The sequence below is a fragment of the Streptomyces sp. NBC_00775 genome, assembly GCF_036347135.1.
GTDB lineage: Bacteria > Actinomycetota > Actinomycetes > Streptomycetales > Streptomycetaceae > Streptomyces > Streptomyces lutosisoli.
The window spans coordinates 9,638,613-9,656,265 of sequence record NZ_CP108938.1 but is presented as its reverse complement, the minus strand read 5'-3'; the positions used below and the strand labels follow the sequence as shown (position 1 = coordinate 9,656,265).

Below are 17,653 nucleotides of genomic sequence, written 5' to 3'. Positions count from 1 at the left end.
ACCACGGAGGAGTCGCCATGACCGCCGGCCTGAAGACCATCATCTACCCCGTCAAGGACCTCGCACAGGGAAAGGCGCTGTTCAGCGCACTGCTGGGGGTTGAGCCGTACGCGGACGAGCCGTACTACGTCGGCTTCAAGGACGCGGGCCAGGACGTCGGCCTCGACCCCAACGGTCACGCCAAGGGCATGACCGGGCCCGTCCCCTACTGGCACGTCGCCGACATCAGGGCGACCCTCGCGGCCCTGCTCGACGCCGGGGCCGAGTCGCTGCAGGACGTCCAGGACGTGGGCGGCGGCAAGCTGATCGCCTTTGTCAAGGACGCGGACGGGAACCTGATCGGGCTCACCCAGGATCCCTCCGCCGAGTAGAGCGGCCGCACGGAGGGGGGCGGGCGGCAGGGCCCCGCCGCGGCGGGGGCAGACTGGATGCAACTGCACTAGTTGCACGCGCAATGACTGGCCGGATCTCTGTTACCGTTCAGTTATGGCAGCGAAGACGCCCGGCTCCCCCCTCGAAGACCAGTGGCGGGAGATCCTCTCGGTGCACGCGCGCACGATGTGCGAGATCGACCGCGCGCTGCATCCCCACGGCCTCGGAGCCAGTGACTTCGAGGTCCTGGACATCCTCGCGTCGGGCACGGCCGCGGAGCCCGGCGAGCAGTGCCGGGTGCAGAACATCGCGGGCCGGGTCCACCTGAGCCAGAGCGCCTTGTCCCGCCTCATCGGCCGGCTGGAGAAGGACGGCCTGGTGGAGCGCACCGTCTGCCAGGAGGACCGACGCGGAGTCTGGGTCGCGCTCACCGAGAAGGGGCGCGCCCTGCACGCCGAGGTGCTCCCCCTGCAACGCGCCGCCCTGGAGCGCGTGCTGAACGGCCAGGGAGTGTTGTGAAAGTCCCGTGCGGTGTCCGCTAGACCACGAACTCCGCACCGTCCGGCAGGACTTCGACTCCGGTCCCGGTCACCCGCGCAGAGGCGTCCGAGGCCGGGTCGAGCAGCGGGTTCGTGTTGTTGAGGTGGGTGTAGATGCGGCGCGGCCCTGGATGGCGGGCCAGGGCGGCCAGGCTGCCGCGCGCTCCCGAGACGGGCAGATGTCCCATGGCGGCCTGCCCGGCGGGCGCCCGCACCGCCGCGCCCATCTCGCCGGCCGCGTAGAAGGTGCCGTCGAGCAGCGCGCAGGTCGCCGTGGCCAGCAGTTCGTCCAGCACGGGTGTCCAACCGCCCAGGCAGGGCGCGTAGACGAGCACTCCCCCGCTGGCCAGGTCCTCGATCCGGTACGCCGTCACCCAGCCGGCGTCCGCGACGGGTCCGGCGACGTACTTCGGGGCCTTGGAACCGACCGGGTGAGCGCTCACCACCAGACCGCCGGCCAGCACGAACCCGCCCTCGGTCAGGCTGTCCGCCCACGCCCACGGGGCGTAGCGGTCGAGCATCGCGCGCAGCGGGGCCAATGTGGCGAGGACGGGAGGCGCGGCGTAGAGCTTGAGGCCCGCGCCGCCGCGCAGGACGGTCAGCCCCATGACGTGGTCGGCCTCGGCGTCCGTCAGGAGCACGCCGCGTACCGGCGTGTCCCTGGGGCCCGGCCCGGGTGCGAGCGCGGGCGTGGTGGTCAGCTGCGTACGGATGTCGGGTGAGGCGTTGAGCAGCCACCAGTCGCGGCAGTTGCCGCTGACGGCGACGCACTCCTGTGTCCGCGCGGGCAGTTTCCCGTCGCGGGCGGCCGCGCACAGCGCGCAGGCGCAGTTCCACTGAGGGAAGCCGCCACCGGCGGCCGTGCCCAGCAGGACGACTTTCAAGGGAACCCCACCCCTCCGTATCGGACCCTCCGAGGGATCTTCCCGCCAGGACGCGCCGGACTACCCGTCGGAGGGGGGTAGTTCCGGACGACCTTCGGCGCCCGGGCGCCGGTCCATCGGCCGCCGGGGAGGGATCGGGCTGGTGGCGAAGTCCCGCGGACCGGTCCACAGGGCGGGGACCGCGTCGACGCGACGGCACAACGCGTAAGAGATCGCTTCGTAGTTGACCCGCCAGCCGTGGAAGTGCGGCCATGCCTGCTCGGCGGTCCGCTGGGTGGGGAAGCCCGCCGTCTCCACCATCGCGACGGCCGCGTCGAACTCCAGGAAGGACAGCTGGATCGGCGCGTCGGGGCTGGGGTCCGTTTCGAAGGGCATGCGCAGCGCGTGGGCGATGTCGCGCAGCGCGGTGAAGCCGGCGCGCAGCATCAGGCGCGCCTCGGGCGGGGCGCCGCGCGGTGCGAGCGCCAGCTGCATGGCGGCCGCGTCCATGACGGCGACAAGGCCGACGATCCAGCTGCGGTACGGCTGCGGCGATCGGAACGAGAGCAGGATCGGGTACGTCGAGTGGCTCTCACCGATCTCCGCGGCGAGCCGTTCCCAGCCGCGGTACAGCTCGGGCAGCGCGGTCTCGGTGTCGACCAGCCACTGCCGGGCGAGGATCTCCGGGCCCCAGGCGGGTTCCCCCGCGCGCGACTGGAGCAGGGTCACTTCCACTTCGCGGCGGTTGTAGGCGCCGTACAGCGTGGGCAGATACGCGATCTGCAGGGCGATCACCACGGGTCCGGTGGCGGCCGCCACGAAGTCCACGACGGACAGGTGCAGCCGGTCGCCGCTGGCGAAGCCGAGCGTGAACAGGCTGGAACCCGCCTCCCTGACGGAGTTGGTCCAGGACAGCGTGGACAGGGAGTGCAGCAGCAGCCCGAAGCCGAGCAGCGCCCCGCCCAGCCAGCTCGTGAGCATGCCGACGAGCATGAGCGGGGCCAGCCAGGTCTGCGCGCGGTCGTGCGCGTCGTAGCTGCCGCCGGGCGCGGCCATGCGCAGCACGAAGCGCAGCGAGCGCCACCACCGGGTCACCAGCGAGGAGTAGAGCCCTCGGGGCACCACCAGGGTGCGCAGAACACTGACGAGAACCAACGCCAGGAGCAGCCCGCCGGCCAGGCCGGAGATCCATTTCATGGGGTCATTGTCACGCTGGTGACAGCGGCACCGTTCGCCAGGTGGCGGGCCGCGCCCGTCGGGCGGGGCAGGTTCACCTCAGGGCAGCAGCGGGATGCCGTCCGACGGCAGGCCGAGGCGGTCGCAGCCGACGCGCCGGTGGAGCGGCTCGGCCATGGTGGGGCCGACATGGGTCCAGTACGTGGCCGCGTCCCGGAAGTAGCGCTGCATCCGTTCGCCGTCGCGCGCGTAGCGGGAGCCCGCCGTGCGGAAGAGGATGCCTTGCAGCACATCCCAGGCCATGCGTCCGGCGGTGAGGAAGACGAGCGCGAGCCGGTTGTCCTCGGCGGTGCTGAAGGGGGCCTCGCCCGAGACATTGCGGCGGCAGACCTCCATCCAGTCCTCGGCGTTGTGCTGGAGCGCCGCCTCGGCCGTGCGGATCGCGCCCAGTGCCTCGCCCAAGTGCCGCTGGTAGTCGTGGAGTTCGGCGCGGGTGCGGCTCGGGTCGGCGATCAGTGGGCGTTCGGCGACGATCCGGGCGTACTCGTCCGCGGCGGCGTAGGCGATGCCGATGATGATGGCGGCCAGCTCCCCGTGGAAGAAGCTGGGCGCGCGCCCCGCGTACAGGGCGTTGCCGTGCAGCTTCGAGCCCGGTGTGCCGCCTTCGACGGGCAGGTCGAGCAGGCTCACCTCCTGGGTGAAGTACGCGGGGACGCGCCCCTGGTCGATGCGGATGCTGTTGGATCCGCTGCCGCGCAGGCCGAGGACCCCGTGCCAGTCGTCGACCACCGTCCAGATGGCGCGGGGCGCGACGAACAGGACGAACGGCCCCGGCGGGTCGCCGGGCTTCTCGGGGGCGCGCAGGGTCTGGCCGACATAGTGCGTGGCGTAGGGGGCGCCCGACGCGTACGGCCAGGTCCCGTCGAGTACGACATGACCGTCGCCGTCGGGCTGGGCGACGCCGACCGGTACGACGGTGGAGGGGGCGCGGAAGTCTCCGTCGGCTCCGAAGATCTCGTCCTGCGCCTTCTCGTCGAAGAGGGTGGCGACCTGGAGGACATGGGCGGCGGTGAGGGACAGGGCCCAGCCGGTGGAGGGGCAGCCGCGGGCGATCTCGGTGATGACGCGATAGAAGGTGGACAGGCCGAACTCGTATCCGCCGTACCGGCGTGGTTGCAGCGCCCGGTAGAACCCGGCGCGCAGGAAGTCGTCGTGGGTGTCCTTCGGATAGTGCGTCAACCGCTCGGTCTCCGGCTGCCGTTCGAGCAGCGTGGCCCGCATCTCCACGGCCCGCTCGATCACTTCGCGTTCGGTGAGTCCGGGTTCGGGAACGGCGATCACAGTGCCTCCTGACGGGTGGGGCCGTCCGTGCGCCTGGCAGTACCGGCAATTGAACACGGCAAGGGGTGCGCGCGTACCGCCCGGATACCGCCAAGAGGGCGCATCCGAGGGAATCGGGGGTGGTGCGGAGGCATTCCTCCACGCGACGTGCCTCGCACGCCCCGTGAGGTCATCACTCGTCGCGGCTGGTCATGGGTAGCTGTAGGCGCGGAACGTGACAGTCCGGAAGCGTACTGTCACCGGTGCGACAGGAGAGAAGGAACCCATGTCGGTCGAGACCGATACGGCGCCCGCGGCGGGCGCCGAGGATCGGGAGCAACAGAGCCTCGGGACAGCCGCGGCACGGAACCTGACGACGACGACCAAGTCCGAACCTCAGATGCAGGGCATCAGTTCGCGGTGGCTGACCCGCATGCTGCCCTGGGTGGACGTGCCGGGCGGCACGTACCGCGTGAACAGACGGCTCTCGTACACGGTCGGCGACGGCCGGATGACGTTCGTGAAGACCGGAGCGCAGGTCAGGGTCGTCCCGGCGGAGCTGGGCGAACTCCCGCTGCTGCGCGGGTTTTCGGACGGCGGAACACTGGGCGCGCTGGCGGACCGGTTCGAGCAGCGGGAGTACGAGCCCGGCCAGCTCATCGTGGAGGCCGGCGCGACGGCCGACCATGTGTACCTCGTCGCGCACGGCAAGGTGGAGAAGGTCGGAGCGGGTCCCTACGGGGACGAGGCGGTCGTCGGTCTGCTGGCCGACGGCGACACCTTCGGCGGGCATGTGCTCGCCGGGCTGGACGGGGCCTGGGACTTCACGGCCCGCGCGGCGACGGCCACCACGGTGCTCGCGTTGCCGCACGCGGCGTACCAGGCGGTGGCGGAGCGGTACGACGGGCTGCGGGCGCATGTAGAGCGGGCCGGCTCCGACGGGTACCGGCCGCGCAACCGCTCGGGCGAGGCCGACATCGCGCTCAGCTCGGGGCATGTGGGCGAGCCGGAGCTGCCCGGCACGTTCGTGGACTACGAACTGCGGCCGCGCGAGTACGAGTTGAGCGTCGCGCAGACCGTGCTGCGGGTGCACACCCGGGTCGCCGATCTCTACAGCCGGCCGATGGACCAGACCCAGCAGCAACTGCGGCTGACCGTCGAGGCGTTGCGTGAGCGCCAGGAGTACGAGCTGGTCAACAACGCGGACTTCGGGCTGCTGCACAACGCCGACTACGACCAGCGGATCTCCACCCGTTCCGGGCCGCCGACACCCGACGACCTGGACGAGCTGCTCAGCATGCGGCGCGGCACCCGCTTCCTGTTCGCCCACCCGCGGGCGATCGCCGCGTTCGGCCGGGAGTGCAACAAGCGCGGCCTCTACTTCGGCGGTGTCGAGCTCAACGGCCATCATCTGCCCGCGTGGCGCGGAGTGCCGCTGCTTCCGTGCGGCAAGATCCCGGTCAGCCGGGCCCGTACGTCGTCGATCCTCGCCCTGCGCACCGGCGAGGACGACCAGGGTGTCATCGGGCTGTACCAGACGGGGATCCCGGACGAGGTCGAACCGGCGCTGAACGTACGGTTCATGGGCATCAACGAGCAGGCGGTCATCTCGTACCTGGTCAGCACCTACTACTCGGCCGCGGTGCTGGTGCCGGACGCCCTCGGCATCCTGGAGAACGTCGAGGTCTCCCGCGCGAGCGGGAGCTGACGCCGGTGTCCCTCATCTCCAGAACCCTTGCGCCTCCGGCGACCCATGAGCTGGCGGAGGTCGTGACGGCACTGCTGTCGGCGCGGGTGACGGCCGAACCGCGGCTTCCGCTCGACCCGCAGCCCTCGGGCACCCCGCAACTGCCGTCCACGCCGAAGGGGTTGGGCACCTCCGCGGCACGGATCCCCCGGCCGACCCTGCCGCCGCGGCCCGATGTCGTACGACTGTCGACGCCGGGCCTGCTCACCGGTCCCACCGGGCTGGGTACTTCGGCCGCCCGGACGTTCACCACGGAAGCACCACCACCGCGGGAGCCGCCCTCCGTCGAGCCGGCTTCGCGGCTGTACTGTCCACCCGCCCTCCGTGACGACCCCGCCCTCGGCGAGACCGTCACCGAGCGGCTGGTCGAGTGGGCCGAGGAGGTCGGGATCTATCCCGGTCAGCTCGACAAGATCCGCAAGGCCGACTTCGGACGGCTGATCATGCTGGCGCACCCGGAGTCGGACGACCCCGACCGGCTGCTCGCGGCGGCGAAGTGCGCGCTCGCGGAGTGGGCCGTAGACGACCACTATGTGGACGGAGAGGTGGAGGAGGCCCGGCACGAACTGCTGGGGCAGCGCCTCGCCATCGCCCACTCCGTGATCGACCAGGCGCACCTCCCGCTGGGGTACGCACCGCAGTTGGAGGAGGTGGTCCGGGCGGACCCCGTCATGCGCGCCCTCCGCTCGAGTCTCGGCAACCTCGCCCGGTACGCGACAACGTCACAGGTGCGCCGGCTCCGCCACGAGCTGGCGATCATGTTCGTCGCGTACAACCAGGAAGGCGTCTGGCACACGGCCGAACACACCCCGCCGGTCTGGGAGTTCCTGATGCACCGGCACGAGAACAGCTTCGTGCCGTGCATGGTGCTGATCGACGCGGTCGCCGGATACGAGTTGCCGTACGGCGAGTTCGCCGATCCGCGGGTGCGCCGCGCGTTCACCATGGCGGGCTCGGCGAGCGTGATCGTCAACGACCTGTACTCCATGGGCAAGGAGGACCCCACCGACACCAGCCTGCCCCGGCTGATCGTGTCCGAGGACCAGTGCTCCCTGGAGGAGGCGGTCGACCGCACCGTCGAGATCCACAACGAGCTCATGCACACCTTCGAGGCCGAGGCGGCCGCGCTCGCCCTCGCCGGCTCCCCCGAGCTCCGCCGCTTCCTGGCCGGCACCTGGGCCTGGCTCGGCGGCAGCCGCGAATGGCACGCGGGCAGCGCCCGTTACGCCACCGCCGCCTGACATCCCGAAATCCCTCTTGTCGCAAGGAGATCGCTTCAGCATGTCTGTCACCGAAACGGAAAACACCGTGGCCAACGTCCTGCGCACCGCGTACCAGAAGTCGGTCGCCAACTACTGGAACGCGGAGAAGAACGACGTCAACCTCAAGCTCGGCGAGATCGACGACCTCTACCACCACCACTACGGCCTCGGCGACTACGACCCGTCCGTCCTGGAAGGCCCGGCCGAGACCCGCGAGCAGCGCATGATCGAGGAGATGCACCGCCTGGAGACCGCGCAGGCGGACGTCCTCCTCGACCATCTCGGCGAGATCCGTCCGGAGCACCGTCTGCTGGACGCCGGCTCGGGCCGCGGCGGTACCAGCATCATGGCCAACGCCCGCTTCGGCTGCTCCGTGGACGGCGTCAGCATCTCGCAGCAGCAGGTGTCCTTCGCGAACGAGCAGGCCGCGCGGCGGGGCGTCACCGACAAGGTGGGCTTCCACTTCCGCAACATGCTCGGCACGGGCTTCGACACCGGCTCGCGCCGGGCCATCTGGACCAACGAGACCACGATGTACGTCGATCTCTTCGAGCTCTACGGGGAGTTCGCGCGGCTGCTGGAGTACGGCGGCCGGTATGTGTGCATCACCGGCTGCTCGAACGACGTCCAGGGACTGCGTTCCAAGGCCGTCAGCAAGATCGACGAGCACTACACCTGCAACATCCACTCGCGCAGTGAGTACTTCAAGGCGCTGTCCGCGAACGGCCTCGTACCGATCAATGTCGTCGACCTCACGGCGGCGACCATCCCCTACTGGGAGCTGCGGGCCAGGTCCGAGGTGGCGACGGGGATCGAGGAGGCGTTCCTGACGGCGTACAAGGAGGGAAGCTTCCACTATCTGCTGATCGCGGCGGACCGCATCTGACACGGGTGGGGGGCCCGGACTCCCGAAGTCCGGGCCCCGCACGGCTACTTCAGGTACGGCCCGTCGCTTCCGATCTTCCCGGGCCCGTTCAGCACGTACACCCGGAGGTTGCCCTTCCCGGGTGCCGCCACGGACAGCGTGCCGTTCGAGACGGTCTTCACGTCACCGGTGACGGCGTCTGTGTAGGTGCCGTTCGGGATGCCGGTGTACGTCGCGTCGCCGGTGACCGTGACGAGCGCGAAGCTGTCCGTCGAACCGCTGGTGTAGCGGCGTTTGAAGGCCATCGAGCCGCTGATGCCGTCGGTGGAGTACTGGCCCATCTGGAGGGCCGGGATCGCCCGGCGGATCTGGTTGAGTCGCTGGAGGTGCTTGACCAGGGGCTGGGCGAGCGTCGTGGCGACCTCGCCGCTCGCGGAGTCGACCGTGCCGAAGCCGGAGGCCGTGACCGATCCGGCGAGGTGGTCGCCGTAGTACGCGCGGCCGGTGGTCGCCAGCGGGCAGGTCGGGCCGCAGTCGATCTGCTTGCCCTTCTGGAACTCGATCTCCGAGCCGTAGTACAGCGTGGGGATCCCCCGGAAGGTCCACATCAGCGCCATGTTCTCGGCCCACGCGTCGGTGCCGCCGCTGTAGCGGGTGCTCGACTTGTTCGGGCCGTAGTCGTGGCTGTCGACATAGACGACGTTGTACGTCGCGTCGTTGACGGAGTCGTCGGAGTCCTTGCCGTTGTTGTAGGCGTTCTGCGCGTCACCGAAGTTCATGTGCATGCGCATGTCGATGATGTTCATGCCGGAGAACTGGCTGCGGTCCGGGGTGTGGTAACTGTTGCCGCTCAGAAAGGCGTTGGTGGACGTGGGCTGATTACCCGTGCCCAGCTGTTCCTCGTAGTTGTACTGCTCGATGGCCGCCGCTTCGTCGTCCGCGCTGTATTCCTTGCGCTCCTTCCAGGTGTAGAACTGCGCCGAGTGGTTGACGGATCCGCGGTTCCACTTGTCGTTGACGAACGCGCCGACCTCGCCGAAGACGAAGAAGTTCTTCGCCGCGTCGGTGCCGAACTTCTGGGTGACCCGGTCGTAGATGGCGGGCAGGAAACGGCGGTTCCAGGTGACGCGCGGAATGTGTACGGCGGTGTCGATGCGGAAGCCGTCGACGCCCATGTCGATGTACTTGTCGTACGCGCCGATCAGGTAGTTCTGGACGGTGGTGTTCTCGGTGTTGAAGTCGGCCAGGTCCTCGTGCAGCCAGCAGGAACGCGAGTCCTCGCCCTCCCAGTTGCCGATCCAGCACTGGTGGTAGTACGCCTTCGGGAACATGCCCGACGTGGGGCTGGGCCACTGGCAGTTGTAGAGCGTGTAGCCCTCGGAGCTCTTGGAGCCGGTGGGCTTGCCCCAGTTGAGGCAGGTGTTGCCGGAGGGTTCGGCCGTCGACCACAGGTCACCGTTGTAGTACGACTTCCCGGACTTGGGCTCGACGGTCAGACCGTCGTACTCGAAGCCCTCGTTCTTCTCGTCGTAGTACCAGCTCCACTCGGTGTCGCGGACCCCGTACACGGTGGGCGTGAACAGGCCCTTGGCGCCCCAGCGGGAGCTGTGGTTGTAGACGACGTCCTGGTAGATCTTCATGCCCTTGGCGTGGGCCGCGTTGATCAGGTCCTGGTAGGAGGCGCCGGCCGACTCCAGGCGCGGGTCGACCTTGTAGAAGTCGTAGCCGTGATAGCCGTGGTAGTCGTAGTCCGAGCGGTTGAGGACGACCGGGGTGATCCAGACCGCCGAGAAGCCGAGCGCCTTGACGTAGTCGAGCTTGTCGACCAGGCCCTTGAAGTCGCCGCGGAACATGGGGTCGTTGTTCGCGGCGTTGCCCGACTTCACGTCCTGGCTGCCGCCGCGGTTGTTGGAGCTGTCGCCGTCGTAGAAGCGGGCGGTGAGGACGAAGTAGATCGGGTCCTTGCGGGGGTCCGTGCCGAGCGGTGTGCCGGAGGCCGGCTCGGGCGCCTTCTCTCCGGTGGTCGCGGTGGCCTCGGTGGAGGCGGGCGAGGTGTTTCCTGCCGCGTCGACGGCCTTCACGGTGTACGTGTAGGTGGTCTTCTCCTCAAGTCCCGTGTCCGAGTAGACCGTTGAGCCGACGTCGGTGACGACCGTGCCCTGGGTGCCGCCGGTGCGGGTGACCTGGTACTTGGTCACTGCCGTGTTGTCGGTGGAGGCGTCCCAGGAGAGCACGATCGAGGTGTTGGTGGCGCTCGCGGTGACCTTGGCGGGCGCGGTCGGGGCCTCGGTGTCCGGCGCCTCGGCGGCGCACGGGTCCTTGGCGTCGGCGGTGACCGTCTTGTCCTTCACGGTCGTGGTGCCGGTGGGGATGGTGTAGTCGGCGCTGTTGTTGTTGTCCCAGACGCCGTTGCCGTTGTTGAAGGCGGCCTTCAGCGAGGTCGCCGTGCCGATGTCGAGGGTCTTCTTCCACCAGCCCGTGCAGGCCGTCTCCATGCCGACGCCGGGGACCGTCGTCCAGGAACCGCCCGTGGGCGCGTAGTGGATGTTGGCGGTGGTCCAGCCGGAGGTGGCGGTCGAGTAGTAGACGGTGGCCTGGTTGCCGCTGCCCGTACCGGTGTCGGCGCACGGGTCGCTGTGGGCGATCACGCCGTCCTTGACGGTGATGGTGCCGGTGCCGAGCGCGTAGTTGTTGCCACCGTTGTTGTCCCAGGTGCCGCTGCCGTTGTTGAAGGTGGCCTGGAGTCCGGTGGCCGAGCCCAGGTCGACGGTCTTCTTCACCCAGTCCGTGCAGGCCGTCTCCATCTGTACGCCGGGCACCGTGGTCCAGGAACCGCCGTCCGGCGCGTAGTGCAGGTAGGTGGTCGGCCAGTTCTTGGTCTTCGTGTAGTAGAAGACGGTCGCCGTGCTGGACGCGTCGGCCGTCTTCTCCATGGGTGCGGAGCCCGCGTCCAGTGGGATCAGTCCGAACAGCCCGGTCGCCGCCACGAACGCCACCAGCGGGCGCGTCAGCAGGCGTGGGGGTCTCCGTCTCCTGGACGTCACAGGCGTCATGGGCGTCTCCAATGCGGGCCGGGGAGCGGGGAGTTGGATTGCAAGAAGAACCGGTAAGTTCCTGAAAGCCCTTGCAGCCGGAAGCTACAGGGACATGACAGTCACGTAAAGAGATCGCGCAGCGTCCGGAACTCAGGGTGAAAACAGACCAGTAGTGGTGACCGGCGCCCACGCGCGGCCCCAGCGTGGGCGCCTAGCTTGGGCGCATGCCGATGCGACCCTGGTTCACCGATGCCAAGCTGGGCATCTTCATCCACTACGGCATCTACGCCGTCGACGGATGGGCCGAGTCCTGGTCCTTCTATACGGGCGAGGTCTCGCACGAGGAATACATGAAAGAGCTCGAAGGCTTCACCGCTTCGCGCTACGACCCGCAGGCCTGGGCCGAGCTCTTCGCCCGCGTCGGCGCCCAGTACGCGGTGCTGACCACCAAGCACCACGATGGTGTCGCCCTGTGGGACACCGCTCACGGCGACCTGAACGTCGTACGGCACACACCGGCCGGCCGCGACCTGGTCGGCGGATTCGCCGACGCGCTCCGCGAGCGGGGACTCAAGGTCGGTCTCTACTACTCGCACTCCGACTGGAACCACCCCGACTACCCGAGCATCCGGCACGTCAAGCCGGGCGAGCCGCCGAGCCCCTTCTCGCACGCCGAGCCCGGCAAGGAGGACCCGGCGGCCTGGGAGCGCTATCTGGCGTACCGCGACGGGCAGGTCGGCGAGCTCGTCGACCGCTTCCGGCCCGATCTGCTCTGGTTCGACGGCGAGTGGGAGCGCACCGAGGAGCAGTGGCGGATGCGGGAGCTGGCCGAGCTGATCCTCGCGGGCAACCCGGACACCGTCCTCAACGCCCGCATGCTCAGTTACGGCGACTACGCCACTCCCGAGCAGGGTGTTCCGCTCCAGACGCCGGACGGGCCCTGGGAGTTGTGCCTGACGGTCAACGACTCGTGGAGCTACCGGCCGAAGGACCGCGACTTCAAGTCGGCGCGCCAGCTGGTGCGTTACTTCACGGAGACGATCGGGATGGGCGGCAATCTGCTCCTCGGCGTCGGCCCCCGCGAGGACGGGACGATCCCCGAGGAGCAGGTCGAACGCGTGGAGGGTCTCGGCGCCTGGGTCACGAAGCATGCCGAGGCCGTGTACGGGACGGTCGCCGGACTGCCCGCCGGGCACCACTACGGACCCAGCACCCTCTCCGCCGACCGGCGCACGCTGTATCTGATGTGTTTCGACGCGCCGCGCGAGTCCGTGTCGATCCGTGGACTGCGCAACGCGATCCGGCGGGTGACCGTCCTCGGCACGGGCACCGAACTGGGCCACCACGTCACGGGCGGCCTGGACGTGGTCCCCGGCGTGACCTGGATCGATGCCCCCGCCGCGGCCGACATCGACGAGTACGCCACCGTGCTCGCCGTCGAGCTCGACAGGGAGCTGGACCTCTACCGGGGCACGGGGCGCGACTGAGGCCGGCCCGCTACCCGGGGGCGGGACGCGCCCGACGGAGGAACGCGTCGAGCGCGTCCGCTCCCGGCGCGGTCGCGGGCCCGGACTCGGTGACGGCCAGCGCGGCCGCCGCGTTGGCGCGGCGCGCCGCGGCGGCCGGGGCAAGGCCCTGAGCGAGGCCGGCCATGAAGACGCCCGTGTGCGCATCGCCCGCGCCGTTGAGGTCGACGGCGCGGACGGCGAATCCGGGGATCGCGTCGAGTGTGCCGCCGTGGTGCAGGAAGCATCCGTCGGAGCCGGTACGCACCAGGGCCGAGCCGAGCTTCAGCCGGGACCGCACGGCGTGGGCGGCGGCGGACGGGTCGTCGATTCCGGTGAGCAGCGCGGCCTCGCGGGCGTTGCAGCTCCACCAGTCGGCGCGCGCCGTCAGCAACTCCAGTGCGTCAGAGGGAATGTCGCGCACCAGCGGCCCCGGGTCGACGATCACCGTGACGGCCGGGTCCAGTCGGGGCACCCAGGCGGTGAGGGCGGCGCGGTTGGCCTCGTACAGCAGGCTGTAACCGGAGAGGTACACCAAGTCCCTGGCTGTGGGCCGGAGTTCGGTGAGGTCTTCGAGGGTCAGTGTCGCCTCGGCTCCCGGGCTGGTGACGAAGGTGCGCTCGCCCTCGGCGTCCACCAGGCAGACCACGAAGCCGGTGTCGCGTTCGGTGCGCGGGGCGAGCAGTACGTCGATGCCCTCGTCCCGCAGCGCGGCTCGCGCCCGGTCGCCGAAGGGGCCGCTCCCGTGGGCGCCCGCGTACGTCACCGGCAGGCCCTGGCGGGCGGCGGCGGCCATGACGTTGAAGCCGCCGCCCGGTGCGCTCCGGGTGTCCGTGGCCAGCATGTCGCCGCCCCGCTCGGGCAGCGCGGGCACGGCGAGGACCAGGTCCATCATCACGTTGCCCAGGTGCAGAAGTCTCATGCGATCACTGCCGCCCGCGCAGCGCGAGCAGCGCCGTGGCCGTCGCGTCGAGGTCGAGCTTGTTGACGCGGTCCAGGGTGGCCCGCGCGTCGGCGGGGAAGGCCTCGACCCCGTGACACGCGCCCCCGATGGCGCCCGCGACGGCGGCGATGGTGTCGCAGTCCCCGCCGACCGAAGCGGCGAGCAACACCGCCTGCCACGGGTCGTCCTGACAGGCCGTCAGCACGGCGAAGGCGGCAGGTACGGACTCCTGGGTCGCCAGGCTGGTGCCCACCAGCGCGTACACCCGCTCGCACACCTCGGACGTCGACAACCCTCGTACCAGCCCGGTGGCCCAGACGATCCGCTCGGCCACGTCGGCTGCCGCCACCCAGTGTCCGCGCCCGGCCCCCAGGCGGGCCGCGCCGACCGCCGCCTCCACCGCCTCCGGCACGGACGCACCGTCAAGTCCCGCGCTCACCGCGGCGGCGACGGCCGCGGCGCCCGCGAGCGCGACGCCTGTGTTGTGGGTCAGCCTGCTGGCCTCCACCACCCGGTCCACCAGGGCGACCGGGTCCCCGGAGGGCACGGCGATGCCGACGGGCGCGATGCGCATCGCCGCGCCGTTGGTGGTGCCGTACCGGCCGACCTCGTCCACCGGCGTCCCCGCGAGGACCAGCTCCACCGCGCGCTTGGTGGACGGGCCGAGCAGGTCGAGCGAACCGCGCGCCCGCATGTCGTCCTCCCAGGCCACCAGGCGCCGGGCCAGCTCCGCCGCGTCGACGGTTCCCTCGCCGTCGAGCAGCAACTGGGCCAATAGCAGGGCCTGTTCGGTGTCGTCGGTGATGGCTCCGGCAGGCATCCCGGCGGCCAGCGGATGGTCCGGCGCGGCGGCGTGGAAGCCGGTCAGGACCGGTCCGTAGCGGGCGGTGATCCGGGGGCGGGACAGCATCTGCGTCGGCATGCCGAGGGCGTCACCGAGCGCGAGCCCGTAGAGGGCTCCGGTGGCGCGGCTGTGGAGGGTGGGGCTGATGGTGCTCATGGGTGCTTTCCGTGGTGGGGTCAGCGGAACTTCGGGGGCGGGTACCGGGCGTCAGCCGAATGCGAGGGACAGCTGGAAGTGGTCGGGGTCGAGCAGGCTCACGACATGTTCGACGAACGAGCCGTCGGCCGCGCGGCTCGTGCGCCGCGTGTCGAGGAACCAGTCCCCCGACGCGCGGCGCAGCACCTCCGCCTCCCGGACGTCGATCCGCCGCCCGGCCAGACGCTGCTCGCCGTGGTCGGGCCGCAGCCCGGCGCGCAGCATCACCTCGGTGAGCGAGAGGTCGCCGAGGCCTTGCTTCGGCAGTTCGCGGACACCTGGAACGGGCGGCAGAGAGCTGCGCTCGTACGAGATCACGGAGCCGTCCGCGACCAGCTCCCGGGTGCGCTCCACCCGGATGAACGTGGGTGTGTCCAGGCCGAGTCGACCGGCCAGCTCCTCGTCGTGGACCTCCTCGACGGCGAGGGTCCGCACGCGCGTGTCGATGCCCTGGTCGGCCAGGGCGTGCGCCCAGCCGAGCCGGTCGTCCAGCGGGCGGCCGTCGAAGAGGACGTACGAGCCCTTGCCCGTGCGGGTGGCGATCAGCCCCGCTTCGTTCAGCTCGGCGAGCGCGGCCCGCACGGTGGTGCGGCTGACGCCGAAACGCTGGGCGAGGGCGTGCTCGCCCGGCAACTGCTCCCCCGCCGGGCGGTGTCCGCTGCGGATCTCCTTGGCGAGCGCCTCGGTGATCTGCTGGTGCTTGAGCCGGACCGCGGTCATTGCGCGCCCCCGGCGAGCACCTCGTCCACGGTGACGACGCGGATCAGTGGCCGGTACAGGTCCATCACCTGGAGGGCCTTGGCGTGCGAGTCGTCGTCGACGCCCGCGCAGGCGTCGGCCACCACCAGCACCTCGACTCCGGCGTCGGCGGCCGCGAGCGCGGTGGACAGCACACAGCAGTCCGTGCTGACTCCGGCCAGGACCAGCCGTCCGTCGGCGCCTACGCGTTCGGCCAGTTCGGGGGTCCACTTGCCGAAGGTCGTGGCGTCCACCAAGTGCTGGGCACGTGCGGCGAATTCGTCCGTCAGCTCCCACAGCCGGGCCTCCGGCGGCTGGAGCGCGAAGGGCCACTGGTCGTAGTACGCGCGCCAGGCCCCGAAGGGCTTTTCAGGCGCGAGGAAGCGGGTGAAGGTGACGCGGTCACCGAAGGCCGGCAGCAGTCGCCGTACGCCGTCGGCCGCGTCCTCGAACCGCGGGGTCGCCCACGGGCTGTCGGGCTCCGCGAAGACGCGCTGCATGTCGATGACGGCGAGCAGGCCGTGCGGTGTCCCCGGGGCCCCGCGCTCAGCCGGTGTGTTCTCCGTGCTCACGCGCCGACCACCTGCTCGCTCGCCGCCGGGCTCGGGTCCTGTCGCTCCTGGGCGCGCACCCGGCCTCGGCCGAGGGCCAGGGTGCCGAGGAAGCCGAGGGCGAGCGCGAGCAGGACGCCGAGGTTGGCGTAGGCCCAGGCGCCGGTCTTGCCGCCGAGTCCGAACGGGTCGAGCAGATAGCCCTGCCACTCCAGCCAGCTCGCGGCGGAGTTGGTGACCAGGCCCCAGCCGAGCGCGGTGGCGGCGAGGGTGAGCAGCAGCGGCTGGAGCGGGACATCGCCGTAGCGGCCGCCCGGACGGAACAGATCCCCCTCGTCGTAGTCGCGGCGGCGCATCGCCAGGTCGGCCAGCATGATCCCGCACCAGGCGGCGACGGGGACGCCCAGTGTGGTGAGGAAGCCGATGAACTGGCCGAGGAAGTTGTCGGTGAAGAAGACGATGTAGACCGAGCCCGCGATCATCAGGACGCCGTCGACGAGCGCCGCCAGATAGCGCGGCACGCGCAGGCCGGCGGACAGCAGGGCCAGGCCGGAGGAGTAGATGTCCAGGACCGCGCCGCCCACCAGGCCGAGCACGGCGACCACGGCGAAGGGGACCAGGAACCAGGTCGGCAGGATCGTGGTCAGCGCGCCGATCGGGTCGATGGCGATGGCCTTGCTGAGGTCTTCGGAGGAGCCGGCGAGAAGCAGTCCGAAGACCAGCAGGAGCAGCGGTGCCACCGAGGCGCCGAAGGTGGTCCAGCCGATCACGCCCCGGCTGGAGGAGGAGCGCGGCAGATAGCGCGAGTAGTCGGCGGCGGCGTTGACCCAGCCGAGTCCGAAGCCGGTCATCATGAAGACCAGGGCGCCGATGAACTCCTGCGCGGAGCCCGCGGGTACGGAGCTGACGGTGTGCCAGTGGATGTGGTCGGCGACCAGCGCGACGTAGACGACGGTGAGTACGCCGGTGACGACCGTGATGACCGTCTGCAGCCGCATGATCAGGTCGAAGCCCATCACTCCGCCGACCACGATCAGCGCGCCCACCAGGATCAGGGCGACCACCTTGGTCTCGGTGCCGCCGCCCCAGCCGAGCCGCCCGAAGACGGTCGCGGTGGCCATCGTGGCGAGCGCCGTGAGCACGGTTTCCCAGCCGACGGTCAGTATCCACGAGATCACCGAGGGTAGCCGGTTCCCCCGCACGCCGTACGCCGCCCTGCTGAGCACCATCGTCGGCGCGGAGCCCCGCTTGCCCGCCACCGCGATGAAGCCGCAGAGGAGGAAGGAGAAGACGATCCCGATGACTCCGGCGGCCAGCGCCTGCCAGAAGGAGATACCGAAGCCGAGCGCGAAGGCGCCGTAACTGAGGCCCAGGATCGAGACGTTGGCCCCGAACCAGGGCCAGAACAGCGTCCGCGGGGTGCCCTTGCGCTCGGCGTCGCCGATCACGTCGAGCCCGTGCGTCTCCACCTGGAGCTGCCGGCCGGCGGATCTGTTGTCGAGGGATTCCAGCGAGTCTGCCATCGTCGACCTACCTGTCTAGACGTGTTCAGTGGAGGGTAGGTCGGCCGCCTGGGGCCGTCAAGAGACATGAGTGAACCGGCATCGGCCCGCGGAGGTGGGATGTGCCGATGCGCGGGGCCCGCCGATTCACCGGGACTCGCGGTGAGAAGCTGTGCCCGAACCGGCGTACTCAAGG

General features: G+C 70.3%; 15 protein-coding genes. 6 read left to right on the top strand and 9 right to left on the bottom strand.

Features of this window, described 5'->3' with window-relative positions; all coding sequences use genetic code 11:
* Positions 1-17: 17 nt before the first annotated feature.
* Together OIC96_RS42875 and OIC96_RS42870 are read left to right on the top strand one after the other, a co-directional pair.
* Positions 18-371, top strand: coding sequence for a VOC family protein (locus OIC96_RS42875; RefSeq protein WP_330302648.1), 354 nt, complete (start codon positions 18-20; stop codon positions 369-371).
* 115 nt (positions 372-486) lie between these two features.
* On the top strand, positions 487-891 hold the full coding sequence (locus OIC96_RS42870; protein ID WP_330302649.1) for a MarR family winged helix-turn-helix transcriptional regulator: 405 nt from the start codon (positions 487-489) through the stop codon (positions 889-891).
* 19 nt (positions 892-910) lie between these two features.
* Here the strand turns inward: OIC96_RS42870 and pqqB are convergent, their stop codons facing one another.
* The 3 genes from pqqB to OIC96_RS42855 form a co-directional block, all read right to left on the bottom strand.
* Positions 911-1,795, bottom strand: coding sequence for a pyrroloquinoline quinone biosynthesis protein PqqB (gene pqqB / locus OIC96_RS42865; RefSeq protein ID WP_330302650.1), 885 nt, complete (start codon positions 1,793-1,795; stop codon positions 911-913).
* 60 nt (positions 1,796-1,855) lie between these two features.
* Positions 1,856-2,971, bottom strand: a complete 1,116-nt coding sequence (locus OIC96_RS42860; protein ID WP_330302651.1) for a hypothetical protein — start codon at positions 2,969-2,971, stop codon at positions 1,856-1,858.
* 78 nt (positions 2,972-3,049) lie between these two features.
* The gene (locus tag OIC96_RS42855) at positions 3,050-4,291 is read right to left on the bottom strand and encodes an acyl-CoA dehydrogenase family protein (protein ID WP_330302652.1); all 1,242 of its coding nucleotides are present in this window, start codon (positions 4,289-4,291) and stop codon (positions 3,050-3,052) included.
* Positions 4,292-4,556: 265 nt separating this feature from the next.
* On the opposite strand from OIC96_RS42855, the gene OIC96_RS42850 reads away from it, so the two are divergent.
* The 3 genes from OIC96_RS42850 to OIC96_RS42840 are packed head-to-tail and all read left to right on the top strand — an operon-like array spanning position 4,557 to position 8,165.
* On the top strand, positions 4,557-5,978 hold the full coding sequence (locus OIC96_RS42850; RefSeq protein WP_330302653.1) for a family 2B encapsulin nanocompartment shell protein: 1,422 nt from the start codon (positions 4,557-4,559) through the stop codon (positions 5,976-5,978).
* A gap of 5 nt (positions 5,979-5,983) precedes the next feature.
* Positions 5,984-7,258, top strand: a complete 1,275-nt coding sequence (locus OIC96_RS42845; protein ID WP_330302654.1) for a family 2 encapsulin nanocompartment cargo protein terpene cyclase — start codon at positions 5,984-5,986, stop codon at positions 7,256-7,258.
* Positions 7,259-7,298: 40 nt separating this feature from the next.
* The gene (locus OIC96_RS42840) at positions 7,299-8,165 is read left to right on the top strand and encodes a geranyl diphosphate 2-C-methyltransferase (RefSeq protein WP_330302655.1); all 867 of its coding nucleotides are present in this window, start codon (positions 7,299-7,301) and stop codon (positions 8,163-8,165) included.
* A 44-nt stretch (positions 8,166-8,209) separates the two neighbouring features.
* Here OIC96_RS42840 and OIC96_RS42835 read toward each other — a convergent pair whose 3' ends face one another.
* Complete coding sequence (locus OIC96_RS42835; protein WP_406502236.1) at positions 8,210-11,077, bottom strand: carbohydrate binding domain-containing protein; 2,868 nt, start codon at positions 11,075-11,077, stop codon at positions 8,210-8,212.
* Between the two features lie 326 nt (positions 11,078-11,403).
* Between OIC96_RS42835 and OIC96_RS42830 the strand changes: the two genes are divergently transcribed.
* Entirely contained in the window at positions 11,404-12,666 is a 1,263-nt protein-coding gene (locus OIC96_RS42830; RefSeq protein WP_330302657.1) for an alpha-L-fucosidase, read from the top strand.
* Positions 12,667-12,676: 10 nt separating this feature from the next.
* Here the strand turns inward: OIC96_RS42830 and OIC96_RS42825 are convergent, their stop codons facing one another.
* From OIC96_RS42825 to OIC96_RS42805, 5 genes are read right to left on the bottom strand one after another with little or no spacing between them, the layout of a single operon-like run.
* On the bottom strand, positions 12,677-13,606 hold the full coding sequence (locus tag OIC96_RS42825) for a PfkB family carbohydrate kinase (RefSeq protein ID WP_330302658.1): 930 nt from the start codon (positions 13,604-13,606) through the stop codon (positions 12,677-12,679).
* A 4-nt stretch (positions 13,607-13,610) separates the two neighbouring features.
* Positions 13,611-14,627, bottom strand: a complete 1,017-nt coding sequence (locus OIC96_RS42820) for an ADP-ribosylglycohydrolase family protein (protein WP_330302659.1) — start codon at positions 14,625-14,627, stop codon at positions 13,611-13,613.
* Between the two features lie 51 nt (positions 14,628-14,678).
* Positions 14,679-15,386, bottom strand: a complete 708-nt coding sequence (locus tag OIC96_RS42815; RefSeq protein WP_330302660.1) for a GntR family transcriptional regulator — start codon at positions 15,384-15,386, stop codon at positions 14,679-14,681.
* A complete protein-coding gene (locus tag OIC96_RS42810; protein ID WP_330302661.1) occupies positions 15,383-15,976 on the bottom strand; it encodes a cysteine hydrolase family protein in 594 nt (197 codons plus the stop codon). Before OIC96_RS42810 ends, OIC96_RS42815 begins: the two co-directional genes overlap by 4 nt.
* The gene (locus OIC96_RS42805) at positions 15,973-17,478 is read right to left on the bottom strand and encodes a purine-cytosine permease family protein (protein WP_330302662.1); all 1,506 of its coding nucleotides are present in this window, start codon (positions 17,476-17,478) and stop codon (positions 15,973-15,975) included. Before OIC96_RS42805 ends, OIC96_RS42810 begins: the two co-directional genes overlap by 4 nt.
* Positions 17,479-17,653 lie beyond the last annotated feature (175 nt).

What these genes read in the sequence shown, in the direction of transcription:
- OIC96_RS42875 (WP_330302648.1), top strand. Translation starts at nt 18, where the DNA reads ATGACCGCCGGCCTGAAGACCATCATCTACCCCGTCAAGGACCTCGCA.
- OIC96_RS42870 (WP_330302649.1), top strand. Translation starts at nt 487, where the DNA reads ATGGCAGCGAAGACGCCCGGCTCCCCCCTCGAAGACCAGTGGCGGGAG.
- OIC96_RS42860 (WP_330302651.1), bottom strand. Translation starts at nt 2,971, where the DNA reads ATGAAATGGATCTCCGGCCTGGCCGGCGGGCTGCTCCTGGCGTTGGTT.
- OIC96_RS42850 (WP_330302653.1), top strand. Translation starts at nt 4,557, where the DNA reads ATGTCGGTCGAGACCGATACGGCGCCCGCGGCGGGCGCCGAGGATCGG.
- OIC96_RS42840 (WP_330302655.1), top strand. Translation starts at nt 7,299, where the DNA reads ATGTCTGTCACCGAAACGGAAAACACCGTGGCCAACGTCCTGCGCACC.
- OIC96_RS42835 (WP_406502236.1), bottom strand. Translation starts at nt 11,077, where the DNA reads ATGGAGAAGACGGCCGACGCGTCCAGCACGGCGACCGTCTTCTACTAC.
- OIC96_RS42830 (WP_330302657.1), top strand. Translation starts at nt 11,404, where the DNA reads ATGCCGATGCGACCCTGGTTCACCGATGCCAAGCTGGGCATCTTCATC.
- OIC96_RS42825 (WP_330302658.1), bottom strand. Translation starts at nt 13,606, where the DNA reads ATGAGACTTCTGCACCTGGGCAACGTGATGATGGACCTGGTCCTCGCC.
- OIC96_RS42820 (WP_330302659.1), bottom strand. Translation starts at nt 14,627, where the DNA reads ATGAGCACCATCAGCCCCACCCTCCACAGCCGCGCCACCGGAGCCCTC.
- OIC96_RS42815 (WP_330302660.1), bottom strand. Translation starts at nt 15,386, where the DNA reads ATGACCGCGGTCCGGCTCAAGCACCAGCAGATCACCGAGGCGCTCGCC.
- OIC96_RS42805 (WP_330302662.1), bottom strand. Translation starts at nt 17,478, where the DNA reads ATGGCAGACTCGCTGGAATCCCTCGACAACAGATCCGCCGGCCGGCAG.